Origin of the sequence: Methylobacterium sp. NMS14P (assembly GCF_028583545.1) — a bacterium.
Taxonomy (GTDB): domain Bacteria; phylum Pseudomonadota; class Alphaproteobacteria; order Rhizobiales; family Beijerinckiaceae; genus Methylobacterium.
In genome coordinates this window covers 3874514-3895000 of sequence record NZ_CP087106.1, presented here as the reverse complement: position 1 = coordinate 3895000, position 20487 = coordinate 3874514, and the positions used below count along the sequence as shown (strand labels likewise).

At 72.3% G+C, this 20487-nt stretch carries 24 protein-coding genes (1 of these 24 running past the window's edge); 12 read left to right on the top strand and 12 right to left on the bottom strand.

From position 1 onward, the window contains the following. Both LOK46_RS18500 and LOK46_RS18495 read left to right on the top strand, forming a co-directional pair. On the top strand, positions 1 to 1136 hold the 3' portion of the coding sequence (locus LOK46_RS18500; RefSeq protein ID WP_273559560.1) for a HAMP domain-containing sensor histidine kinase. 373 nt of this gene lie to the left of the window's left edge; only the last 1136 of its 1509 coding nucleotides appear in the window; the start codon falls outside the window, past its left edge; its stop codon occupies positions 1134 to 1136. A gap of 85 nt (positions 1137 to 1221) precedes the next feature. Then, complete coding sequence (locus LOK46_RS18495; RefSeq protein ID WP_273559558.1) at positions 1222 to 2007, top strand: 3-hydroxybutyrate dehydrogenase; 786 nt, start codon at positions 1222 to 1224, stop codon at positions 2005 to 2007. A 72-nt stretch (positions 2008 to 2079) separates the two neighbouring features. Here LOK46_RS18495 and LOK46_RS18490 read toward each other — a convergent pair whose 3' ends face one another. Beyond that, positions 2080 to 2457, bottom strand: coding sequence for a CsbD family protein (locus LOK46_RS18490; protein WP_273559556.1), 378 nt, complete (start codon positions 2455 to 2457; stop codon positions 2080 to 2082). 143 nt (positions 2458 to 2600) lie between these two features. Beyond that, complete coding sequence (meaB, locus tag LOK46_RS18485; protein ID WP_273559554.1) at positions 2601 to 3587, bottom strand: methylmalonyl Co-A mutase-associated GTPase MeaB; 987 nt, start codon at positions 3585 to 3587, stop codon at positions 2601 to 2603. A gap of 189 nt (positions 3588 to 3776) precedes the next feature. Here meaB and LOK46_RS18480 point away from each other — a divergent pair, with 189 nt between their 5' ends. Next, positions 3777 to 4805, top strand: coding sequence for an alpha/beta hydrolase (locus LOK46_RS18480; RefSeq protein WP_273559552.1), 1029 nt, complete (start codon positions 3777 to 3779; stop codon positions 4803 to 4805). Positions 4806 to 4815: 10 nt separating this feature from the next. Here LOK46_RS18480 and LOK46_RS18475 read toward each other — a convergent pair whose 3' ends face one another. Further along, positions 4816 to 5700, bottom strand: a complete 885-nt coding sequence (locus LOK46_RS18475; protein ID WP_273559550.1) for a transglutaminase-like domain-containing protein — start codon at positions 5698 to 5700, stop codon at positions 4816 to 4818. 249 nt (positions 5701 to 5949) lie between these two features. Here LOK46_RS18475 and LOK46_RS18470 point away from each other — a divergent pair, with 249 nt between their 5' ends. From LOK46_RS18470 to LOK46_RS18460, 3 genes are all read left to right on the top strand, one after another. Then, entirely contained in the window at positions 5950 to 6285 is a 336-nt protein-coding gene (locus tag LOK46_RS18470) for a hypothetical protein (RefSeq protein WP_063110187.1), read from the top strand. A 69-nt stretch (positions 6286 to 6354) separates the two neighbouring features. Beyond that, entirely contained in the window at positions 6355 to 6867 is a 513-nt protein-coding gene (locus tag LOK46_RS18465; RefSeq protein WP_273559547.1) for a DUF533 domain-containing protein, read from the top strand. 108 nt (positions 6868 to 6975) lie between these two features. Then, positions 6976 to 8040, top strand: coding sequence for an esterase (locus tag LOK46_RS18460; RefSeq protein ID WP_273559545.1), 1065 nt, complete (start codon positions 6976 to 6978; stop codon positions 8038 to 8040). A 216-nt stretch (positions 8041 to 8256) separates the two neighbouring features. Here the strand turns inward: LOK46_RS18460 and LOK46_RS18455 are convergent, their stop codons facing one another. Together LOK46_RS18455 and LOK46_RS18450 are read right to left on the bottom strand one after the other, a co-directional pair. After that, on the bottom strand, positions 8257 to 9438 hold the full coding sequence (locus tag LOK46_RS18455) for a pyridoxal phosphate-dependent aminotransferase (protein ID WP_273559543.1): 1182 nt from the start codon (positions 9436 to 9438) through the stop codon (positions 8257 to 8259). A 23-nt stretch (positions 9439 to 9461) separates the two neighbouring features. Continuing rightward, positions 9462 to 9653 carry a hypothetical protein gene (locus LOK46_RS18450; protein WP_273559541.1) on the bottom strand — a complete coding sequence of 64 codons (192 nt, stop codon included), beginning with the start codon at positions 9651 to 9653 and terminating at the stop codon, positions 9462 to 9464. A gap of 178 nt (positions 9654 to 9831) precedes the next feature. Here LOK46_RS18450 and LOK46_RS18445 point away from each other — a divergent pair, with 178 nt between their 5' ends. After that, the gene (locus LOK46_RS18445) at positions 9832 to 10137 is read left to right on the top strand and encodes a hypothetical protein (protein WP_273559540.1); all 306 of its coding nucleotides are present in this window, start codon (positions 9832 to 9834) and stop codon (positions 10135 to 10137) included. Positions 10138 to 10171: 34 nt separating this feature from the next. Here the strand turns inward: LOK46_RS18445 and LOK46_RS18440 are convergent, their stop codons facing one another. Continuing rightward, entirely contained in the window at positions 10172 to 11566 is a 1395-nt protein-coding gene (locus tag LOK46_RS18440) for an ATP-binding protein (RefSeq protein WP_273559538.1), read from the bottom strand. Between the two features lie 268 nt (positions 11567 to 11834). Between LOK46_RS18440 and LOK46_RS18435 the strand changes: the two genes are divergently transcribed. The 4 genes from LOK46_RS18435 to LOK46_RS18420 are packed head-to-tail and all read left to right on the top strand — an operon-like array spanning position 11835 to position 14503. Then, on the top strand, positions 11835 to 12158 hold the full coding sequence (locus LOK46_RS18435) for an XdhC family protein (RefSeq protein WP_012320410.1): 324 nt from the start codon (positions 11835 to 11837) through the stop codon (positions 12156 to 12158). Next, positions 12158 to 12859: an XdhC family protein gene (locus tag LOK46_RS18430; RefSeq protein ID WP_273559533.1), complete on the top strand. Its 702-nt coding sequence runs from the start codon at positions 12158 to 12160 to the stop codon at positions 12857 to 12859. The genes LOK46_RS18435 and LOK46_RS18430 overlap by 1 nt, the downstream gene beginning before the upstream one ends. Then, positions 12856 to 13908 (top strand): molybdopterin-binding protein, encoded by a 1053-nt coding sequence (locus LOK46_RS18425; RefSeq protein WP_273559531.1) that lies wholly within the window; start codon positions 12856 to 12858, stop codon positions 13906 to 13908. Before LOK46_RS18430 ends, LOK46_RS18425 begins: the two co-directional genes overlap by 4 nt. Beyond that, the gene (locus tag LOK46_RS18420; protein ID WP_273559529.1) at positions 13901 to 14503 is read left to right on the top strand and encodes a nucleotidyltransferase family protein; all 603 of its coding nucleotides are present in this window, start codon (positions 13901 to 13903) and stop codon (positions 14501 to 14503) included. The genes LOK46_RS18425 and LOK46_RS18420 overlap by 8 nt, the downstream gene beginning before the upstream one ends. Here the strand turns inward: LOK46_RS18420 and LOK46_RS18415 are convergent. Together LOK46_RS18415 and LOK46_RS18410 are read right to left on the bottom strand one after the other, a co-directional pair. After that, the gene (locus LOK46_RS18415) at positions 14500 to 14673 is read right to left on the bottom strand and encodes a DUF2256 domain-containing protein (RefSeq protein ID WP_273559528.1); all 174 of its coding nucleotides are present in this window, start codon (positions 14671 to 14673) and stop codon (positions 14500 to 14502) included. The genes LOK46_RS18420 and LOK46_RS18415 overlap by 4 nt on opposite strands. Positions 14674 to 14689: 16 nt before the next feature. Then, entirely contained in the window at positions 14690 to 15883 is a 1194-nt protein-coding gene (locus LOK46_RS18410) for an OpgC family protein (protein WP_273559526.1), read from the bottom strand. A 297-nt stretch (positions 15884 to 16180) separates the two neighbouring features. On the opposite strand from LOK46_RS18410, the gene LOK46_RS18405 reads away from it, so the two are divergent. Next, positions 16181 to 17128 carry an NAD-dependent epimerase/dehydratase family protein gene (locus LOK46_RS18405; protein ID WP_273559524.1) on the top strand — a complete coding sequence of 316 codons (948 nt, stop codon included), beginning with the start codon at positions 16181 to 16183 and terminating at the stop codon, positions 17126 to 17128. A gap of 48 nt (positions 17129 to 17176) precedes the next feature. On the opposite strand, the gene ettA is transcribed toward LOK46_RS18405, so the two are convergent. The 4 genes from ettA to LOK46_RS18385 all read right to left on the bottom strand — a co-directional run bounded on the left by ettA (position 17177) and on the right by LOK46_RS18385 (position 20430). After that, positions 17177 to 18829, bottom strand: coding sequence for an energy-dependent translational throttle protein EttA (gene ettA / locus LOK46_RS18400; RefSeq protein ID WP_273559522.1), 1653 nt, complete (start codon positions 18827 to 18829; stop codon positions 17177 to 17179). Between the two features lie 183 nt (positions 18830 to 19012). Further along, complete coding sequence (locus tag LOK46_RS18395) at positions 19013 to 19318, bottom strand: hypothetical protein (protein WP_273559519.1); 306 nt, start codon at positions 19316 to 19318, stop codon at positions 19013 to 19015. A gap of 9 nt (positions 19319 to 19327) precedes the next feature. Continuing rightward, the gene (locus LOK46_RS18390; protein ID WP_273559517.1) at positions 19328 to 20218 is read right to left on the bottom strand and encodes a DNA/RNA non-specific endonuclease; all 891 of its coding nucleotides are present in this window, start codon (positions 20216 to 20218) and stop codon (positions 19328 to 19330) included. Continuing rightward, on the bottom strand, positions 20209 to 20430 hold the full coding sequence (locus LOK46_RS18385; RefSeq protein WP_273559515.1) for a hypothetical protein: 222 nt from the start codon (positions 20428 to 20430) through the stop codon (positions 20209 to 20211). The genes LOK46_RS18390 and LOK46_RS18385 overlap by 10 nt, the downstream gene beginning before the upstream one ends. Positions 20431 to 20487: the final 57 nt, after the last annotated feature.

Here is a 20487-nt window from a genome sequence, read left to right as displayed (position 1 = left end):
CCGGCCAGAGCGAGACGCGCTACGGCCGCAACGACGCGGATTCCGAGGCGCACCAGGCGATCGTGCGGGTCTTCACCCTGCCGGGCGGGTTCCGCCTCCTCGTCGGGCGCGACACCGAGGAGCGCGACCGCCTGCGGGCGGTGATCGGGCGCGCCTTCGTCACGTCGCTCGCCGCCGTCGTGCTCCTCGGGGTGATCGGCGGCTGGCTCGCGGCGAGCCGGGTCCTGCGCCGGGTCGATTCGATGACGCAGACCACGCGGGCGATCATGGCGGGCGACCTCGACGGCCGGCTCCACGTGGCCGGGAACGGCGACGAACTCGACCGCCTCGCGTCGAGCCTCAACCAGATGCTGGAGCGGATCGGCGAGCTGATGCGCGGCATGCGGGAGGTCTCCGACAACATCGCGCACGATCTCAAGACGCCGCTGACCCGTCTGCGCAACCGCGCCGACGAGGCCCTGCGCACGGCCTCGACGCCGGAGGAGCTGCGCGCGGCGCTGGAAGCCGTGATCGACGAGGGCGACGGGCTGATCCGGGTGTTCAACGCGCTCCTGATGATCGCGCGGCTCGAGGCCGGGAACGCCCGGGAGATCCTCGCGCCGCTGGATATCGGCCAGACGGTGCGGGGTGTCGGCGAGTTGTACGAGGCGCTCGCCGAGGATCAGGGGCTGACCCTCACGGTGACGGCGCAGGACGACCTGATCATCGCCGGCAACCGCGAGCTGATCGGGCAGGCCCTGGCCAACCTGATCGAGAATGCCCTGAAATACGGTGCCGTCTCCGCCGGGGCGGAGGCCAGCGTGACCCTGGAAGCGCGGCGCGAGGCGGACACGGTCCGCCTCGCCGTCTCCGATCACGGCCCGGGCATTCCCGAGGCTGAGCGGGCGCGCGTGCTCGGCCGCTTCGTGCGCCTGGAGGATGCCCGGTCGCGACCGGGCTTCGGTCTGGGCCTCAGCCTCGTCAACGCCGTGGTGCGCCTGCATCACGGGACCCTGCGGCTCTCCGACAATGCTCCCGGGCTGCGGGTCGAGATCGAGTTTCCGGCCGCGGCGCGGGCGCAGCCGGTGGCCGGTGACATCCTGCCCGCTCCGCTGTCGGGCGGCCCTGTGCCGGAGACCCTGTCCCGCGCTACTTAGGTCGCGACCTGTCCCACCGTGACCGCGCCGTGATCGCGCCGTGATCGCGTCCGAGCGGCGGCGCGCCCGCGTTCCAGGAGGCCCCATGACCCTCAAGACCAAGACCGCCCTCGTGACCGGCTCGACCAGCGGCATCGGGCTCGCCATCGCGCGCGCCCTCGCGGCCGAGGGGGCCAACATCGTGCTCAACGGGTTCGGGGACGCGCGGGCCGTCGAGGAGGCCCGGGCGGGCATCGAGAGCACCTACGGGGTCAGGGCCCGCTACTCGGCCGCCGACATGAGCAAGCCCGACGCGATCGCCGCCATGGTGCGCGAGGCGGAGGAGGCCTTCGGGGCGGTCGACGTGCTGGTCAACAATGCCGGCATCCAGTTCGTCTCGCCGATCGAGGAGTTTCCGGCGGAGAAGTGGGAGCAGATCATCGCGATCAACCTGTCCTCGGCCTTCCACACGATGCACGCGGCGATTCCCGGGATGAAGGCGCGGGGCTGGGGGCGGATCATCAACACGGCCTCGGCCCACTCTCTGGTGGCCTCGCCGTTCAAGTCGGCCTACGTGGCGGCCAAGCACGGGATCGCGGGCCTGAGCAAGACGGCGGCGCTCGAACTCGCCCCGCACAGGATCACGGTGAACTGCATCTCGCCGGGCTACGTCTGGACGCCCCTGGTGGAGTCGCAGATCCCCGACACGATGAAGGCCCGCGGCCTCACCAAGGAGCAGGTGATCGAGGACGTGATGCTGAAGGCGCAGCCGACCAAGGAGTTCGTCACCGTCGACCAGGTGGCCGCGCTGGCGGTGTTCCTGTGCTCCGACGCGGCGAGCCAGATCACTGGCGCCAACATCAGCATGGACGGGGGCTGGACCGCGCAGTAGCGCGACCGGTCGCGACGGCCGGGGCCCATCGCCGCGAAGGCCCCGCCCGAGCCCGGGCGGGGCCGCTCCCGGTCAGCGGCGGCCGTGGACCAGCAAGGCGAGGCCGTAGCCGACCGCGCCCGCGATCAGCAGCGCGACCAGGGGATTCTCTTCCACCCGGGCGCCGACGGCGCTGCGCCCGTCGCGCAGGTACGAGCCGCTCCGCTCGTAGACGTCCCCCGCCACGTCGCCGGCGCGATCGTAGGCGTCGCTCGCGTAGTCACCGGCGCGGTCGGCGATGTCCCGGGCCTTGTCCTTCACCTGGCCGTAGACGTTCTGAGCCTGGCCCTGGGCCTCGCGGAAACGTCCCTCGACCGAGTCGCGGTTGGAGCCCACGAAATCGCCGGCCGCGCCCTGAACCTTGCCGACAGCCTCCTTGGCGCCGCCGACGATCCGATCCGTATCCACCATGGCACTCTCCTGGACGTGAGCGCGGCGCCGCGACACGGGCGCCGCTCGTTACGCCGTCGTCCACCGAACGCGCGAGATGGCGTTTGTGCCCCCGATCGCCACGAAATTGTGCGCCGCGACCCGCGATCGCGGCGGCGGAACGGTCAGAGCCCGATCAGCCCGGCGATGGCCGCCGCCCCGGCGGCGGGGGAGGTCTCGCCCCGGGCGACGCCGGCCTCCGCCTCGGCCGTGCGGCGGCGGACCTCCGGGGAGCCGACGAGGCGCTGGTGCAGGCGCTCGTCGACCAGCGCCCACATCCACTTCACGTCCTGCGTCCGGCGCTTCGCCCGGATCTCGCCGGTCGCCGTGAGCTTCTCCCGGTGATCGACGATCTTCGCCCACAGGGCGTCGAGGCGCAGGTTGTGGAAGCCCGAGATCGTGACCACCGGCGGCGTCCAGGTGGCGGAGGCCGGGGTCAGGATGTGCAGCGCCGCCCGGTATTCCGAGGCCGCCGCGTTGGCGCGCTGCTCGGCCTCGCCCGCGTCGGCCTTGTTGACGGCGATCATGTCGGCGAGTTCGAGGATGCCCTTCTTGATGCCCTGCAACTCGTCGCCCGCCCCGGGCAGCATCAGCACGAGGAAGAAGTCGGTGAGGTCGGCCACGGCCGTCTCCGACTGGCCGACGCCGACCGTCTCGACGAGGATCACGTCGAAGCCCGCGGCCTCGCAGAGCAGCATGGTCTCGCGGGTCTTGGCGGCGACGCCGCCGAGTGTGCCGGAGGACGGGGAGGGACGGATGAAGGCTCCGGGATCGTGCGACAGCCGCGCCATCCGGGTCTTGTCGCCCAGGATCGAGCCGCCGGTCCGGGAGGAGGACGGGTCGACCGCGAGCACCGCCACCTTGTGACCGGCCTCCGTCAGGTTCGAGCCGAGGGCGTCGATGGTGGTCGACTTGCCGACGCCGGGCACGCCGGTGATTCCGACGCGGATCGCCCGGCCGGTCTCGGGCAGGACCGAGTCGATCAGGCTCGCCGCCAGCGCCCGGTGATCGGCGCGCTTGGACTCGGCCAGCGTGATGGCCCGGGCCAGAGCGGCGCGGTCGCCGCGCAGCAGGCGCTCGCGGAGACTCTCGATGTCGATGGACGGCGTCATGGACCCTTCATGGCCGCGGCCGCGGTCGCCGTCGAGGGGGCGTGCGGCGGCGCCAGGGGATGGCGAGCTGTGTCCCACCCACCACAAGCGCGGCCGTGCCCGCTATTCACGCCGCCCTGCGACGATCATGCCCCGCGATGGTCACGATCCTGGGCGACGGAGGGCGCCCCGCCCGAGCGTAAACGGATCATGTCGAGCCAGATCGTCTCACGCCGCGTCCTTCTTCGCTTCGGAGCCCTAGCGGGCGCCTTGGGGCTCGCCCCGTCGCTCGGCGCCTGCGTCACCGACGACCTCGGGACCGGCGCGGCCCTGCCCGAGAAGCAGTCGGCCCTCGACGTCATGCCGGTGCTGCTTGTCGCCACGACCCGCAAGCCCGTGGGCAATCCGCCCCGGCCCCCGTACTTCAGCAGCGACCGCGGCCGCGGCCTGAGCTTCGCCGAGGTGCGCCTGTCGCCGCCCGACCGCTCGCTGCTCGGCAAGGTCTCGTCCGTCATCACCGGCGACTGGACCATCGGCGCGGTTCCGAAATCCGAGTCCGGACCGGGCGCCGCCGAGGCGTTTTCCCAGGCGGCCCTCGGGCGCGACGTCCTGATCTACGTTCACGGCTACCGCGAATCGTTCGAATCGGCCGCGGTCAGCGCCGCCCGGCTGTCGGACGGGATCCGGTTCCGCGGCGTCTCCGGCCTGTTCACGTGGCCGTCGGCGGCCGCGACCCTCGATTACAATTACGATCGCGAGAGCGCCCTCTGGTCGCGCGACGCGTTCGAGGACCTGCTCAAGGCGCTCGCCGCCTCGCCGAGCGGCGGCCGCATCAACATCGTTGCGCACTCGATGGGCACGCTCCTCACCCTCGAGACCCTGCGCATGCTCCGCGCCGAGGCCGGCGAGGCCGCCATGTCGCGGATCGGCGCCGTGGTGCTGGCCGCCCCCGACATCGATTTCGACCTGTTCTCCAACGGCGTCGCCCGCATGGGACCCGACGTCTCGAAGATCACGGTGATCTCGTCGACCAACGACCGGGCGCTCGAGCTCTCCGCCGCGCTGGCGGGGGGCGTGCGCGCCGGCGCGGCCGACCGTGCCAAGCTCGAGGCGCTCGGCGTGCGCGTCGCCGACGCCTCCGATTACGGCGGCGGCCTGATCAACCACGACCTGTTCCTCTCGAACCCGGACGTGCAGGGGGTGGTCAAGCGCGCCATCGCCCGCGGCTCCGGCGTCTGACGCGCGGCGCTCACCCCATCCGGGTCGCCATGCTCTGCGGCGGCAGGGGTTCCTCCGGCAGGACCGGCGCGTCGCCGGACTCGCCGAGGTGGTCGATCCGGTCGGCCCAGACCCGGAAGCCCACGAGGGGATTCGGTCCGAACGTGTGGGTCAGCGGCACGTCCGCGGCGTCGCGGCCGTACGCAACCATGACCCGGCCGATCCGCGGGCTGTTGTTGCGCGGGTCGAACACGTGCCAGCGCCCGCCCAGATAGACCTCCATCCAGGCCGCGAAGTCGCCCGCCGGGTGCGGCTCGGGCTCGCCGATGAAGCTGATGTAGCCGGTGCAGTACCGGGTCGGGACGTTGAGGGCGCGGCAGAACGCGACCGCCAAGTGGGTGAAGTCCCGGCAGACGCCGCGCCCGCCCGCGTAGGCGTCCGCGGCCGTGCGGTCGCGATGGGCGAACTCGTAGCCGAACGCGATGTGGGCGTGGACGAAGTCGCAGACCGCCTGCACCCGGGCCCAGCCCGGCTCGGTATGGCCGAAGAGGCGCCACGCCTCGTCGGCCAGGAGGTCGGATTCGCAGTAGCGGCTGGGAAGCAGGAACACGATCGTCTCGGGCGGCAGCTCCTCGATCGCGTGCTGCGCGGCCTCCGGGTGCGCCGGATCGGGCACCCCGCTGTCGCGGATCGCCGCGTCGGTCCCGATGGTGAAGTTGCCGGCGGGCGCGGTCAGGCGGCCGCACAGGTTGCCGAAGCCGTCGCGATAGATCGTCACCGGGACGGGCGGATCGGTCCGGAGCGCGTCGGGCGCCTCCAGGGCTTCCGCCCGGGAGGGATGCACGTTGAGCATCACCACCATGGGCACAGGGTAGGGGAAGGCGTAGCGCATCTCGCAGCCGAGCCTGATCCGCATGCGCGGGTGATCCTTCGTGTTCGAGACTGTGCCCGCGGCGATGCGCGCAGGATCCGTGCCGCGCCGAATCGTGCGGGTCGGGCCGCGACGGGCTTGGCGGCCGTCCGCTTCCCCCCTACAGCATCCCCGCGCGACGCTCATGGCCGCCGGGCGAAACCGAGGTGTTTCTCCCCGGGGCAGCGCGTCGCACCCGTGCGCCGGCCCGCCGAGCGGGGGCGCCTGAGGACGGTTACGAGAGGGATGCCGGCCATGTTCACGCTCGAGATCGACGGCACCGCCGTTGCGGTGATCAACAGCGACGAGGCGTCCGCCAAGGACCTCTTCACCTGTGACGGCTTCAAGGAAGACATCCGGACCATGACGACCGGCGGGAAGCCGCTCTGGAACGGCACGTCGGCGCTCAAGGTCCGGGCCGCCACCGAGGACGAGGTCGAGATCTTCGAGGACGCGCTCGCCGAGGACGACGGCGAGGGCGACTTCGTCGAGGATCCGCGCCACACCGGGTCCGATTCGGACGACGAGGACGAGGCCGACATCGTCTTCCTCGTGGATATCGACGAGGACGAGGACGAGGCCGACGCCTGAGCGTCGCTGAACCCGACCGCCTCCCGGGTGGTTTCCGATCCGATCTGGATCGGATCCCGGGAGAACGGCATGGCTGACAGCAGACGGATCGTCGACGCGCTCGTGCGCTCGAGGCGGGGCGGGCTCGCCGCCGGTGCCGCCCTCGGCGGGCTGGCGCTGATCGGCGGCCTCGCCTACCGGGCGCTGCGCGGCGCGCCGCCGCCCGAGGCCGGGGGCCCGGACTTCACGAAGGTCGACGAGGACGAGGCCCGGCTGATGCTGCGGGCCATGGTGGCGGCCACGACGGCCGACGGGATGGTCGACGCCGCGGAGCGCAAGCGCCTCGACGCGGCCGTGGCGGAGGCGGGCCTCGATCCCGACGGTCGAGCCTGGCTCGATCGCGAGCTGGAGGACCCCGCCGACGTGGACGCGATCGCCGACCGGGTCGCGAACCCCGACGCGGCGGCGCGGATCTTCGCGGCGGCGCGGCTCGCCATCGACCCCGACACGCTCCAGGAGCGTCAGTTCCTGAAGATGCTGGCCGAGGCCCTCGACCTGCCCGCGGAGGCGATCGAACGCGTCGAGCGCGACATCGCGGCCTGACCGGCAACCTGTCCGATGGGTGGATCTCCCATGGCGGCCGAGCTTCGTGCTAGGCTTCTCCGCGACGACGGGTCCGGGGGATCCGTTCGCGGGAGGACGGGACATTTCATGGCAGGACTGTCAGTGCCCGCGCTCGGGCGCGCCCGGCGGCGGGCCTGCGCGCTGGTCGCAGCCGTGCTGATCGCCGGCGGCTCCGCGCGCGCGGCCGAACCGGCCGCCGCCCCCCTGACGATCGCCGAGCAGGGCAGCTTCTTCGTCGGCGGCCGCGACGTCCAGTCCGACACGCTCTCGACGCTGCCGGCCTACGCGCCGTCGGGCACGATCAGCGTCGACCAGATCTACGTCCGCTACCAGGTCCCGGTGAATGCCGGACGGCCGCCGCTGGTCCTGATCCACGGCTGCTGCCTCACCGGCAAGACCTGGGAGACGACGCCCGACGGGCGCATGGGCTGGGACGAGTACCTCGTCCGGCGCGGCTTCCCGACCTACGTGATCGACCAGGCCTGGCGCGGCCGCTCGGCGGCGAGCCCGGCCCAGATCAACGCCGTGAAGATGGGGCGGGCCGACCCGAACGCCCTGCCGGCCGTCTTCTCGGCCGGGCGCGAGCCGGCCTGGGCGATCTTCCGGTTCGGGCCGGAATACCCGAAGGTGTTCCCGGGCATGCAGTTCCCGCTGGAGGCCCAGGGCGAGTTCTGGAAGCAGATGGTTCCGGACTGGTCGGCCGCCCTGCCGGTGCCGAACCCGACCGTGCCGGCCCTGTCGGAGCTCGCCAAGCGGCTCAAGGGTGCGGTGCTGATCTCCCACTCGCAGTCGGGGATCTACCCGTTCCAGACCGCCGGCCTCGATCGGACCGGCCTGCGCGCCATCGTGGCCATCGAGCCGGCCGCCTGCCCGGACCCGGCGAAGGACGACCTCGCGCCCTACAAGGACCTGCCGATCCTCGTCCTGTTCGGCGACTACGTCGACGCCTCGCCCCGCTGGGCGCCGCGACTCAAGCAGTGCCGCAGCTTCGTGGCGGCCGCGAATGCCGCGGGCGGCAAGGCGGAGCTGATCCTGCTGCCGGAGATCGGCATCCACGGCAACTCGCACATGCTGATGCAGGACAAGAACAGTCTCGACATCGCCGACTGGCTGGTCGGCTGGATCGACAAGCGGGCGCCCGGCAAGTCCTGAAGCGTGGCGGTCAAACCGGTGTCCGTCCTGACGTCTCGGTCGCCACACCCGCCACCGTCATCACGAGCGCAGCGAAGTGACCCAGGTCAGCCCGGCCTCGGCGGTCTCGTCGCGCCAACTGGATCGCTTCGCTGCGCTCGCGAGGACGGCGGCGGCGATACCGCCGACCGGCGCGGATGATGGCGTCCCTGCCGAGGTCGGCGACCGGGCGCCGTCTCAGCCCGGCTTCCGCTCGCCGAGGAACGCGCCCATCCGCTCCAGCGCCCGCCGGATGTTCTCGGCCGAGTTGGCGTAGGACAGGCGGAGGTAGCCCTCGCCGTGGACGCCGAAATCCGGACCGCCGATCACCGCCACGCCCGCTTCCTCCAGGAGGGTCGAGGCCAGGGCCTTCGCCTTCCAGCCGGTCCGGGCGATGTTCGGGAAGGCGTAGAACGCGCCCTTGGGCGCGATGCAGGAGACGTCCGGCAGGGCGTTCAGCCCGTCGACCACGATCGCGCGGCGCCGGTCGAACTCGGCGACCATCGCGGCCACGCAATCCTGCGGGCCGTCGAGCGCCGCGATGCCGGCCCACTGGGTCGCCGCGTTGACGCAGGAATGCGCGTTGACCGCGAGCTTGCGCGCCGCGTCGTAGAGCGGCTTCGGCCAGACCGACCAGCCGAGCCGCCAGCCGGTCATCGCGTAGGTCTTGGACGCGCCGTCGAGGTAGACCAGCCGGTCGCGGATCTCGGGATAGGTCAGCAGCGAGTGGTGGGCCTCGCCGTCGTACGTCATGGTGCCGTAGATCTCGTCCGACAGCACCGCGACGTCGGGGTGCTCGGCGAGGCCCTTCACCAGGGCGTCGATCTCGGTCTTCGGCGTCACGCCGCCGGTGGGGTTGGCGGGCGAGTTGACGATCAGCAGCCGCGTCTTCGGCGTGATCAGCGCCAGCGTCTCGGCCGCCGAGAAGGCGAAGCCGTTCTCCTCGCGGATCGGCACCGGGACCGGCGTCGCGCCGGTGAACTCGATCATGGAGCGGTAGATCGGGAAGCCGGGGTCCGGATACAGGATCTCGGTCCCGGGCGCGCCGAACATCAGGATCGCCATGAACATGGTGACCTTGCCGCCCGGCACGATCATCACGGAATCCGGCGAGACCTCGACGCCGTGGCGGCGGTGGATGTCGCGGGACACCGACTCGCGGAGCTGCGGGATGCCGACCGCCGGCGTGTAGCCGTGGTGGCCGTCGCGCAGCGCCTTGATGCCGGCCTCGACCACGTGGGCGGGCGTCGGCATGTCCGGCTGGCCGATGCCGAGGTTGATCACGTCCCGCCCCTGCGCGGCGAGGGCCTGGGCCCGCGCCAGAACCGCGAAGGCGTTCTCCTCGCCGATGCGCGAGAAGGCCGGGACCACGTGCAGCATCGCGCCCTCCGGGCGGTGGGACCTCAGTGCTTGGACCGCTCGGAGAGCTTCATCGCGCCGAACGACATCGCCGCGGCGATCGCGCCCAGGATGACGAAGGTCTTCACGGAGGCGTAGAACAGGTCCGGATTGATGCCCTCATCGGTGTAGAGCACGAGGCCGATGGCCGCGAGCGGCAGCGAGATGAGGATGAAGAGCGGGACGAGCGGGTTCATATTCGGCACTCGGGATCCGGCGCGCGGCTGACCGCGGCCCTGGGAAAGCGCCCCTGCATATCACCGTGCCGCGAAGGTTGGGACCCCGGGATCGGCAGTTTTTCGCCGGCTCGCCCGAACGCTCATGGATGCGCAATCATTTCGCGCAACAGTGGCGTCTTCGGGAGGGCGGACACGCATGCGTTGGGCATCGGTCGATTCGAAAGGCAAAGGAGCGGGGAGTTCGGGCTCCAGATCCTCCAGCGTCGAGACGCTGGCGCTCCATATCGGGCGGCTGCTGCGACATCCCGCCTACCGGCGCGAGGCGGTCGTGAGCCCGCTCCTGCGGCGCCACCTGCCGTACGAGGCCGGCTACGCGTGGAACGGCGAGGCCGGCCTGCGCACGCGGCTGGCGGGCGCGGCCCTCGACGAGGCGAGCATCGATCACCTGCTCCGGAACGTGCAGGCCGAGTTCCTGCGCCTGCGCCGGCCCGCCGATACCTGACCCGACCGGCGTGATCCGGCCCCGATGATCCGGCTCAGGCCGGAACCCGCACGGTGGCCCGCAGGCCGCCGAGCGGGCTGTCGTGCAGGGTTATGTCGCCGCCATGCGCCCGGGCGATGTCCCGGGCGATCGACAGGCCCAGCCCGGAGCCGCCGGCATCCTGGCGGGCGTCGTCGAGCCGCACGAACGGCTTGAACACGTCCTCGCGGCTCTCCGCCGGGATGCCGGGCCCGTCATCGTCGATCGAGACGAGGAAGGTCCGGGCCTCGAGCCGGCCCGAGATCGCCACCGTCTCGCCGTAGCGGACGGCGTTGGCGGCGAGATTGAACAGGCAGCGCCGGAAGGCGCCCGGCCGGACCGTGACCTCCGGCGCCCCGGCGAGATCGACCGCGGAGACGTGGGCGCCGAGGCGCTCGACGTCGGTCCGCAGGTCCTCCAGCAGGGCGCGCATGTCGGTGGGCGTCGCGGGCTCGGCCGAATCCCCCCGCGCGAAGGCGAGGTAGCCCTCCAGCATCCGGCTCATCTCGTCCACGTCGCGGCTGAGATCCTCGATCTCCTCGGTCTGCTCGATCAGCGCCAGGGACAGGCGGAAGCGGGTGAGGATGGTGCGCAGGTCGTGGCTGACGCCGTTCAGCATCGTGGTGCGCTGCTCCATCGCCCGCTCGATGCGCCGCTTCATCTCGATGAAGGCGTGACCGGCCTGACGGACCTCGCGGGCGCCGCGGGGCCGGAACTCGATCTCCCGCCCCTTGCCGAAGCCCTCCGCCACGGCGGCGAGCCGCAGGATCGGCTTGATCTGGTTGCGCAGGAACAGGATCGCGACGCCGAGCAGCACCAGCGACGAGCCGATCATCCACACGAGGAAGATGTGCGAGTTCGACGCGTAGGCCTGGCTGCGCCGGGCGGTGATGCGCATCACCCCGTCGGGAATCGCCACGCGGATCTCGATCAGGTTCGAGCGGCCGACCGTGTCGATCCAGAACGGCCGGCGGATCTGGCGCTTGATCTCGTCGGACAGGGCCTCGTCGAGGATCGAGAAGAACGGCCGCGGGCCCGGGGGCGGCAGCTTGGCGCCCTTGAGGATGTCGAGGTCGAGGTTCAGCCGCTCCCCGGCGATGCGCGAGAGGGTCTCGGAATCCCTGTCCTGCGGGTAGCTCTCGTAGATGTCGATCAGCGCGGCGACATCCGCCGTGACCGCCGCCGACAGGCGCTTGGTCACGAGTTGCCAGTGCCGCTCCATGAACGTGTAGGCGATCACCGACTGGAGCAGGACCACTGGCGCGATGATGATGATCAGCGAGCGGGCGTAGAGGCCCTTCGGCAGGACGTCGCCGATCGCCCGGCTGACGCGCTTCCACAGGCGACGCGGGCCCGATCGGGGCGGGTCCTTCCGGAGCGCCCGGGCGAGGGCGGGATCCGGGGCATTCATGACATCGCGCGCCCGTCCGGCCCGCGGGCGCGGTGGTCGGTCGGTCGACGGATGGTCCGTTCAGCGGCGGCGGACATGGCTCGAGCGGGCGCGGAATGCCGGCGCGTTATCGCATCCGCGCCGGGATCGGCCAAGGCGCCGTGCAATTCTCGGTGGTCTGTGCCTCGGTGGGCCTGTGCCTCGGTGGGCCCGGGCGACTTGCACGGCGGCACGCGGGCCATACCTGAGAGGGGCGGGGGGCGCCCGCCGGCCGAAAGTTCACGAGGCCATGCTCAGCACCGACACAGACATCCTCTCCGCCGCCCAGTCCTGGCGGCGCGACGGCCGCGCCGTGGCGCTCGCCACCGTCATCGAGACCTGGGGCTCGGCCCCGCGACCGGTGGGCAGCCACCTCGTGGTCGACGGCGACGGCAACTTCCTGGGCTCCGTCTCCGGCGGCTGCGTCGAGGGCGCGGTGATCACCGAGGCGATCGAGGTGATCGAGGCCGGCGCGCCGCGCGTCCTCGAGTTCGGCGTCGCGGACGAGACCGCGTGGCGCGCCGGGCTGTCCTGCGGCGGCCGGATCCGGGTCTTCGTCGAGCGGGTCGACTGATGCGCGGCGACGTCCTGGCGGCGCTCAACGACGCGCGGGCCGCGCGCCGCGCCGCGATCCTCATCACCGACATCGCCGACGGCGCGCAGCGCCTCGTCCGCGAGGACGCGATCGCCGCCGATCCCCTGGCCGAGGTGCTGGCGAAGCACCTCGCCTCCGGCAAGAGCGGCCTCGTGGAGGCGGGTGGGCGGACCCTGTTCCTCACCGTGCAGGTGCCGCCGGTGCGGCTCGTGGTGGTCGGTGCCGTCCACATCTCGCAGGCCATGGCGCCGATGGCGGCGGGGCTGGACCTCGCGCTCACGGTGATCGACCCGCGCACCGCCTTCGCGACCCCCGAGCGCTTCCCCGGCACCGCGCTGGTCGCCGAGTGGCCGGACGCCGCCCTGGGGACCGCCGTGCCGGTGCTCGACCGCTACTGCGCCCTCGCGGCCCTGACCCACGATCCCAAGATCGACGATCCCGCGCTGAAGGCGGCGCTGGCAGCCGAGTGCTTCTACGTGGGCGCCCTCGGCTCGCGGAAGACCCACGCGGCGCGCGTCGCGCGGCTCACCGAGGCCGGCTTCACGCCCGCGCAGATCGGCCGGATCCACGCGCCGATCGGCCTCCCCATCGGCGCCGTGAGCCCCGCCGAGATCGCCCTCGCGGTGCTCGCCGAGATCGTCGCCACCTTGCGCCGCGTGCCCCGTCCGGAGGTCGCGTGAGGTTCGGGACGGTCCCGGTCGCGGAAGCGGCCGGGCTGATCAGCGCGCACACGGTGCGGCGGGCCGACATCACCCTGCGCAAGGGCGCCGTCATCGCCGAGGAGGCCGCCGCCGGTCTGGCGCGGGCCGGCCTGTCGGAGATCGTGGCGGCCACGCTCGAGCCCGGCGACGTCGGCGAGGATGCCGCCGCGGCGCGGCTGGCCGCGCGCCTGCGCGGGCGGAACCTGCGCGTCGAGGCGCCCTTCACCGGCCGCAGCAACCTGTTCGCCGAGGCGGCGGGGGTGCTCACCCTCGATCCGGCCCGGATCGACGCGGTCAACGCCGTCGACGAGGCGGTGACGGTGGCGACGCTGCCGCGCTTCCGGCCCGTGGTCGAGGGCGAGATGGTCGCCACGGTGAAGATCATCCCCTACGCGGTGCCGGGCGCCGTGCTGGCCCGGGCCTGCGCGGCCGCGGAGGGCGACGTCCTCGCGGTGGCGCCGTACCGCCGCCGCCGGGTGGCCGTGATCTCGACGCGCCTGCCGAGCCTCAAGGAGACCACGATCGACAAGACGCTCCGGGCCCTGGCCGACCGCCTCGCGCCCGCCGGCGCCGCGATCGTCGCCGAGACCCGGGTGCCCCACACCGGCGCGTCCGTGGCGGCGTCCCTGGCGGAGGTGATCGATCGCGCCGGGGCCGACCTCGTCGTGGTGTTCGGCGCCTCGGCGATCGCCGACCGGCGCGACGTCATCCCGGCCGGCATCGAGGCGGCGGGCGGCCGGGTCGACCATCTCGGCATGCCGGTCGACCCCGGCAACCTGCTCCTCGTCGGCGCCCGCGGCGGGGTGCCGGTGATCGGCGCGCCGGGCTGCGCCCGCTCGCCGAAGGAGAACGGCTTCGACTGGATCCTCCACCGCCTGCTGGCGGACCTGACCGTGACCCGGGCCGACATCGTCGCCCTCGGCGTCGGCGGCCTGCTGATGGAGATCGTCTCGCGCCCGCAGCCCCGCGCCGGCGGCGCGACCGCGGAGGACGAGCCGGGTCCGGCGGCGGAGGGCCGGCATGCCTGAGGTCGGCACGGTCCTGCTCGCCGCGGGCCTCGGCAGCCGGTTCGGCGCCGCGCCGAAGCTGCTCGCGCCCCTCGGCGATCGGCCGCTGGTGCGCCACGCCGCGGAGGCCGCCCTCGGCGCCCGTCCCCGCCCGGTGGTCGCCGTGCTCGGCGCGCACGCGGCGGCGGTCCGCGCCGCGCTGGCGGGGCTCGACCTCGTCCGGGTCGACAATCCGGATTACCGCTCCGGCCTCGCGACCTCGCTGCGCGCCGGTCTCGCGGCGCTGCCCGCCACCTGCACGGCCGCCCTCGTCGTGCTGGGCGACATGCCGCTCGTCACCGCCGCGCATCTCGATCGCCTGGCGGAGGCCTTCGCGAAGGCCTCCGCGGGCGCCGCGGAGCCGCCGGCGGCCGTGGTGCCGGTGCAGGCCGGCCGGCGCGGGAACCCGGTTCTGCTCAACCTGCGCCGCCTCGGCCCGGACATCGCCCGCCTCGCCGGCGACCACGGGGCCGGGCCGCTCCTGAAGGGGCGGTCGGACGTGCTGGAGATCCCGGGCGATCCGGCGACCGCCCTCGACGTCGACACGCCGGACGCGCTGGCCGCGCTGCGCGGTTAGCCCGGCGCCGCGCCGCGCCCGCGCGCGGCCTTCGCCTCGGCCCGGCACCGGTCCGAGCAGTAGCGGACCTCGTCCCAGACGCGCTCCCACTTCTTGCGCCACGCGAACGGGCGGCCGCACTGGGCGCAGATCTTCTCCGGCAGATCGCCCTTGCGGCGCATCGGCGGCATCGTCGCTCCTCCCGGCCTATCCGGGCCGGCGCGCGTCGGGGCCGGTCCCGGCTGCCCGGCGGACGCGCGCGTCCAGGACGTGGGCCAGGCCGAGCATGACCGCGATCCCCCCGACATTGACCGCGATCTGCAGCGGCCAAGTGGGGTCGAAGGTCCGGTAGAGGATGCGGCCGATGAGCGCCGCCAGGCATCCGGCGGCGAAGATCTCCAGCGAGTGCCGGCCGCAGGCGTCGACGAGGCGCAGCCGCTGCCACCGGCTCGCGCGGGCCACGGCGGGCGTGCTGAACAGCAGGTAGGCCAGCACCAGCATGTTGATCAGGCGCAGGGGCGCGACGTGGCTCTTGTCGGGCGCGCCGATTGCCAGCGGCCGGAGGTCGGGGAGCCCCCAATCCGCCCAGGACCCGCCCTGCAGGAAGGCGAAGGCGAGGTAGGCGGCGGCTGCCGCCACGGCCCATCCGCGCCGCGGCAGCGTGCCGTCATGGGCGCGGACCGTGACCGCGAGCGCCGCCCCGATCACGAACAGGAACTGCCACGCGAAGGGATTGAAGTACCACCCGTCATCCACCGCAGCGGCGTTCGGAAGGTTCAGCTGATGATCGACGTTGGCGGCGAGCCAGAGCGCGCCCGACAGGCCCAGCACGCCCCAGATCCCGCGCCGCATCCCGGCGTAGACCAGCGGGAACAGCGCCAGCAGCAGGATGTAGAGCGGCAGGATGTCGAGGTAGTTCGGCAGCGCGTTCAGCGCGAGGCCGCGCAGCAGGCCCGGAAGGAGGCCCATCTGCAGCAGGGGCGCGACGCCGAATCGCGGCGTCAGGCCGGTGAGGTCCATCCAGATCCGGACGATGACCAGGGTCGCGAGCAGCAGCCCGGCCTGGAACAGGTAGATGCGCAGGCAGCGCTTGGCGATGCGCGTGAGCGCCGTCCGGATCCCGGCACGCCGGAACAGCCCGCCGTAGGCGATCATCGACGAGTAGCCGGCCAGCAGCACGAAGATCTCGGCGGCGTCCGAGAACCCGAAATTGTGCAGCGTCAGCAGGGCCGGCGCGTTGCGCGGGATGTGGTCGACGAAGATCGTCAGCAGGGCGAGGCCGCGCACGACGTCGACCCGCGCGTCGCGCACGGGCTTCGCGGGACGTGCCTCCGCGGGCGGTGGGGGGAGCGCCCGCGGTTCCGCGGCGCCGGGCCGTTCGAGATCGTCGAGGCGCGTCACTCAGCCCATCACCGTGGCGCTCTCCGTCCGGAAGCGGAGCGGCCGGGGCCGCGGTGCAACAATAGCGCGCCGGCGCGCCGCCGCCGCCCGGGAGCCCGCCGATCACGTGCCTTTGTTCGGATGTGCACAACGGCGGGAGCGCGCCGATGATCCGCCGGCCGCGCCGGCTATCGGTCGCGCCGCCCACTCGCGTCGGGGCGGGGCCCGGTATAGACGCGGCCGACGATCCCGGATTCCGGCGTCCGCGCCGGGCCGGGGCGCACCGCAGGGTTCGAGGCAGGGTTGAGGGCAAGGGACATGCGCGTCCTCGTCACCGGAGCGGCAGACTATCTCGGCCGTCGCCTCCTCGAGGCGCTGCGGCGGGACCTGCCGCCGGGCAGTCGCATCCTCGGCCTCGACCGGAGCCCGCCACCGCCCCTCGACGGCGTGACGCTGAAGGCCGTGGACCCGTTCGACGCGGGCGACCTCGCCGAGACGGTCGCGGCCTTCGATCCGACCTGCGTGTTCCACCTCGCGGCCCTGGCCTCGGTGGCCCAGTCGAGCGAGACGCCGTCCTACGCGTGGCGGGCGGAACTGCTCGGCACCCTCAACCTCGCCGAGGCGGTGGCGCGGACCCGCGCGGCCCTGGTGTTCCTCAGCTCGACCGTCGTCTACGGCGAGGTGTTCCGCACGTGCGCCCGGCCCGACGAGAGCGTCACGCCGCGCCCCGACACGATCTCCGGCCGGACCAAGAACGCCTGCGAGTACATCCTCCGCGACGTGCTGGCGAATGCCCGGGTCAAGCATCTCGTGCTGCGGCCCTCGAACTATATCGGAGCCGGGCAGAGCGAGACCTTCGTGGTCGCGTCCTTCGCGGGTCAGATCGCCCGCATCGAGCGGGGACTGGCGCCCCCGAGCCTGGAGGTCGGCGACCTCTCGGCGGGGCGCGACTTCTTCGACGTGGCCGACTTCACCGCGGCGTGCCTGCGCGTGATCGCGCGGATCGACGACCTGCCGGACGGCGGCATCTTCAACGTGGGATCGGGTGTCGTCACCCCGGTCTCCGAGATCCTGGAGACGCTGCGCGGCCTGACCGACGCGCGGTTCGACCTGCGCGTCGCGCCCGGACGGGTCCGCCCGGCGGGCGTGCGCAGCGAGGGCTGCGACCCCGCGGCCTTCGCGACCGCCACCGGGTGGGCCCCCGCCGTCCCGCTCGCGCGGAGCCTGTCGACGATCCTGGCTGGGGCGCGGGCGCGGCTCGGGTGAGCGCCGGTTCCGCGATCGCCCGCGGCGACCCGGAACCGGCGACCGGTCTCAGCGCGAGAACCGCTTGTACTTGATCTTCTTCGGCATGATCGAATCCGCCCCGAGCCGGCGCACCTTGTCGGCCTCGTAGTCGGAGAAGTTGCCCTCGAACCACTCGACGTGGCTGTCGCCCTCGAAGGCCAGGATGTGCGTCGCGATGCGGTTCAGGAACCAGCGATCGTGGCTGATGATGACCGCGCAGCCGGCGTAATCCTCCAGCGCGTCCTCGAGGGCGCGCAGGGTCTCCATGTCGAGGTCGTTGGTCGGCTCGTCGAGGAGCAGCACGTTGGCGCCGCCCTTCAGGGTCCGGGCGAGGTGCACCCGGTTGCGCTCACCGCCCGAGAGGGTGCCGACCTTCTTCTGCTGGTCGGGTCCCTTGAAGGCGAAGGCCGCGCAGTAGGCGCGCGAATTGATCTCGCGCTTGTTGAAGTAGATGATGTCGTTGCCGCCCGAGACCTCCTGCCAGACCGTCGCGTTCGGGTCGAGGGCGTCGCGCGACTGGTCGACGTAGCCGAGCTTCACCGTCTCGCCGACGTCGATCTTGCCGCTGTCGGGCTTCTCCTGGCCGGTGATCATCTTGAACAGCGTGGTCTTGCCGGCCCCATTCGGGCCGATCACACCGACGATGCCGCCCGGGGGCAGCTTGAACGACAGGTCCTCGATCAGCAGCCGGTCGCCGAACGCCTTGCTGAGATGCTCGAACTCGATGACGTTGTTGCCGAGCCGCTCGTCGATCGGGATGACGATCTGCGCGGAGGCGTCGACCTTCTGCGCCTGCTTGGCGACCAGCTCCTCGTAGCGGGTGATGCGCGCCTTCGACTTGGACTGGCGCGCCTTCGGGGAGGCGGCGATCCACTCCTGCTCGCGGGCGATGGAGCGCTGCCGGACCATGTCCTCGCGGCCCTCCTGCTCCAGGCGCTTCTGCTTCTGCACCAGCCACGCCGAGTAGTTGCCCTCGTACGGGATGCCCTTGCCGCGATCGAGTTCCAGGATCCAGCTCGTCACGTTGTCGAGGAAGTAGCGGTCGTGGGTCACGATCAGGATCGCGCCCGGGTACTGGCGCAGGTGACCCTCCAGCCAGTTCACCGTCTCGGCGTCGAGGTGGTTGGTCGGCTCGTCGAGGAGCAGCAGCTCCGGCTCCCACAGGAGCAGGCGGCACAGCGCGATGCGGCGGCGCTCGCCGCCCGAGAGGGTGGCGACCGGCTGCTCGTCGCTCGGGCAGCCCAGGGCCTCCATGGCCTGATCGACCTTCGAGTCGAGTTCCCAGAGACCCAGCGACTCGATCCGGTCCTGGAGCTCGGTCATCTCGTCGGCGGTCTCCTCCGAGTAGTTCATGGCGAGCTCGTTGTAGCGGTCGAGCATGGCCTGCTTCTCGGCGACGCCCTCCATCACGTTCTCGCGGACGGACTTGTTCGGGTCGAGCTGGGGCTCCTGCGGCAGGTAGCCGACGCGCGCGCCCTGCGCGACCCAGCCGTCGCCGGTGAACTCCTTGTCGATCCCCGCCATGATCTTGAGCAGCGTCGACTTGCCGGACCCGTTGATGCCCAGCACACCGATCTTGGCGTCCGGGTAGAAGGACAGGTTGACGCTATCCAGGACCTTCTTGCCGCCGGTATAGGCCTTGGTCAGGCCCCGCATGTGGTAGATGAATTCGCGAGCCATCGCGGATCGTCCTCGGCGCGTTGTTCGGGACCGCGCGGATCGTGCCAATGGCACGGGTCAGGCACCGGGCTTAAGCACCCGTCCTGGACGCGCGTCCCTACGATATAGGAATGACCCTCTCCGAGTATCAGGCCCGCCGGGACGCGGCAAGGACGGGCCGGCCGTCGGCGGGCGCCGGATCGCTCACGCGAAGGGGTTCTTGACCGTTCGCGGCGGCGCGTCAGGCGCCTCCGCCACCGCGTCGGGCAGGTCGGTCGCCTCCAGGGCCTTCACGATCGCGTCCAGCGTCTCCCGGAGCCGTCTGGCCTGCTCCAGGCCGGCGCGGTCGCGCGTCAGGTCGAGGGACCCGTGCAGGGCGATCCGGTCCGTGCCGTTCTCGAAGCTCAGGGTGCCGAAGGAGCGCGCGCCGGCATCGTCCGCGAACGGCACGAAGCTCCTGTCATCCGGGCTCTCGGCCTTCGGCCGGGCGCGTCGTTTGTCCTCGGGCATCGGATCCTCTCAGAAGAACGTGCGCAGGAAGTCGCGGACGAGCTTGCGCAGGGCGCGGGTGAGTTCGCGCTCGAGCCAGTCCTGCCAGGTCTGCTCGTGCCGGGGCCGGCGCTCGTCCGAGCGGGCGGAGGCATGGGGGTCGGGCAGGCTCATCGCGGTCGCCCGCGCCGCGGGCGGCAGGCCGGGGAAGACGTCGATGCCGGATTCCTGGCGGAGATCGTCGATCGACAGGGCGCGCCAGTCCTTCGAATCGTCGTTCCGCGCGAGGTAGGCGCCCGCCTCGCCGCGGGACGGGTCGTACACCGCCTTGAACAGCTGGGTCGGGACGAGCACGCCGCCCTTGATCTGCTGCACCGCGTCGCCCGCGAAGATCACCCCCGTGACGACGAACAGCGCGCCGCGGCGGGTGGCCAGGCGCCGGGTGCTCTCCTCGATATCCGCCCAGAGCCCCCGGTTCAGGACCCGGTTCTGCGGCACGATGTTGGCCAGGCTGAACGACTCGGCCTGCGAAGTGAGCGTCGGCATGTCCCCGGCCGGGGCGAGATGGCCCCGGTCGAAACCGCTGCGGACGTAATCCTCCAGCGAGGCGCGCTGATCCTCGGGGAGGCGCGTCTCCTCGTGGAAGGCGTCGTCGCGGGCCACCGCCCGGGCCGACGCGACGCTGGCCCGGGTGAGGTGCTCGGCGGCGTAGAGCGGCGTGCGCGTCACGCCGGAATGCAGGACCGCGAAGGCCTCGAAGCACAGCGGGACCGCGCGGACGGCGAGCTTCGGATTCGTGAGGACGGGCGTCCGCCCGTCGGCGAACAGGCCCGGACACGCATCCTGGGCCCGGGCCGGGACCGCGCCCAGCGCGAGGGCCAGGGCCGCGGCGACGCGTCCCGGAGCGCGCATCACCAGCATACGCGGACCCGGCGCACACCCTCCGGGGTCGGGCGGTCCCGCCACGCGCAGGGCCGGCCGAGGCTTTTGCTGAACGGGCGGGCGTCGCGGTCCGGACCGCCCGGCGCGACCCGCGCCGGGCAGTCGCCGAGGAAGTTGCAGAGGAAGTCGAGATTGCCGTCCAGCGGCCGCGGCTGGGCGTAAGCTTGGCCGTTACCCGTAATCGCGAACATGAGCAGGATTGTGCACAGACGAGCCGGATTCAAAGGCGAACCTCTTGTGGCGTTAAG

Excerpts from the sequence above, each read along its gene's own strand:
- LOK46_RS18495 (WP_273559558.1), top strand. The coding sequence starts at position 1,222 with ATGACCCTCAAGACCAAGACCGCCCTCGTGACCGGCTCGACCAGCGGC.
- LOK46_RS18490 (WP_273559556.1), bottom strand. The coding sequence starts at position 2,457 with ATGGTGGATACGGATCGGATCGTCGGCGGCGCCAAGGAGGCTGTCGGC.
- meaB (WP_273559554.1), bottom strand. The coding sequence starts at position 3,587 with ATGACGCCGTCCATCGACATCGAGAGTCTCCGCGAGCGCCTGCTGCGC.
- LOK46_RS18480 (WP_273559552.1), top strand. The coding sequence starts at position 3,777 with ATGTCGAGCCAGATCGTCTCACGCCGCGTCCTTCTTCGCTTCGGAGCC.
- LOK46_RS18475 (WP_273559550.1), bottom strand. The coding sequence starts at position 5,700 with ATGCGGATCAGGCTCGGCTGCGAGATGCGCTACGCCTTCCCCTACCCT.
- LOK46_RS18470 (WP_063110187.1), top strand. The coding sequence starts at position 5,950 with ATGTTCACGCTCGAGATCGACGGCACCGCCGTTGCGGTGATCAACAGC.
- LOK46_RS18465 (WP_273559547.1), top strand. The coding sequence starts at position 6,355 with ATGGCTGACAGCAGACGGATCGTCGACGCGCTCGTGCGCTCGAGGCGG.
- LOK46_RS18460 (WP_273559545.1), top strand. The coding sequence starts at position 6,976 with ATGGCAGGACTGTCAGTGCCCGCGCTCGGGCGCGCCCGGCGGCGGGCC.
- LOK46_RS18455 (WP_273559543.1), bottom strand. The coding sequence starts at position 9,438 with ATGCTGCACGTGGTCCCGGCCTTCTCGCGCATCGGCGAGGAGAACGCC.
- LOK46_RS18450 (WP_273559541.1), bottom strand. The coding sequence starts at position 9,653 with ATGAACCCGCTCGTCCCGCTCTTCATCCTCATCTCGCTGCCGCTCGCG.
- LOK46_RS18445 (WP_273559540.1), top strand. The coding sequence starts at position 9,832 with ATGCGTTGGGCATCGGTCGATTCGAAAGGCAAAGGAGCGGGGAGTTCG.
- LOK46_RS18440 (WP_273559538.1), bottom strand. The coding sequence starts at position 11,566 with ATGAATGCCCCGGATCCCGCCCTCGCCCGGGCGCTCCGGAAGGACCCG.
- LOK46_RS18435 (WP_012320410.1), top strand. The coding sequence starts at position 11,835 with ATGCTCAGCACCGACACAGACATCCTCTCCGCCGCCCAGTCCTGGCGG.
- LOK46_RS18430 (WP_273559533.1), top strand. The coding sequence starts at position 12,158 with ATGCGCGGCGACGTCCTGGCGGCGCTCAACGACGCGCGGGCCGCGCGC.
- LOK46_RS18420 (WP_273559529.1), top strand. The coding sequence starts at position 13,901 with ATGCCTGAGGTCGGCACGGTCCTGCTCGCCGCGGGCCTCGGCAGCCGG.
- LOK46_RS18415 (WP_273559528.1), bottom strand. The coding sequence starts at position 14,673 with ATGCCGCCGATGCGCCGCAAGGGCGATCTGCCGGAGAAGATCTGCGCC.
- LOK46_RS18405 (WP_273559524.1), top strand. The coding sequence starts at position 16,181 with ATGCGCGTCCTCGTCACCGGAGCGGCAGACTATCTCGGCCGTCGCCTC.
- ettA (WP_273559522.1), bottom strand. The coding sequence starts at position 18,829 with ATGGCTCGCGAATTCATCTACCACATGCGGGGCCTGACCAAGGCCTAT.
- LOK46_RS18395 (WP_273559519.1), bottom strand. The coding sequence starts at position 19,318 with ATGCCCGAGGACAAACGACGCGCCCGGCCGAAGGCCGAGAGCCCGGAT.
- LOK46_RS18390 (WP_273559517.1), bottom strand. The coding sequence starts at position 20,218 with ATGCTGGTGATGCGCGCTCCGGGACGCGTCGCCGCGGCCCTGGCCCTC.
- LOK46_RS18385 (WP_273559515.1), bottom strand. The coding sequence starts at position 20,430 with ATGTTCGCGATTACGGGTAACGGCCAAGCTTACGCCCAGCCGCGGCCG.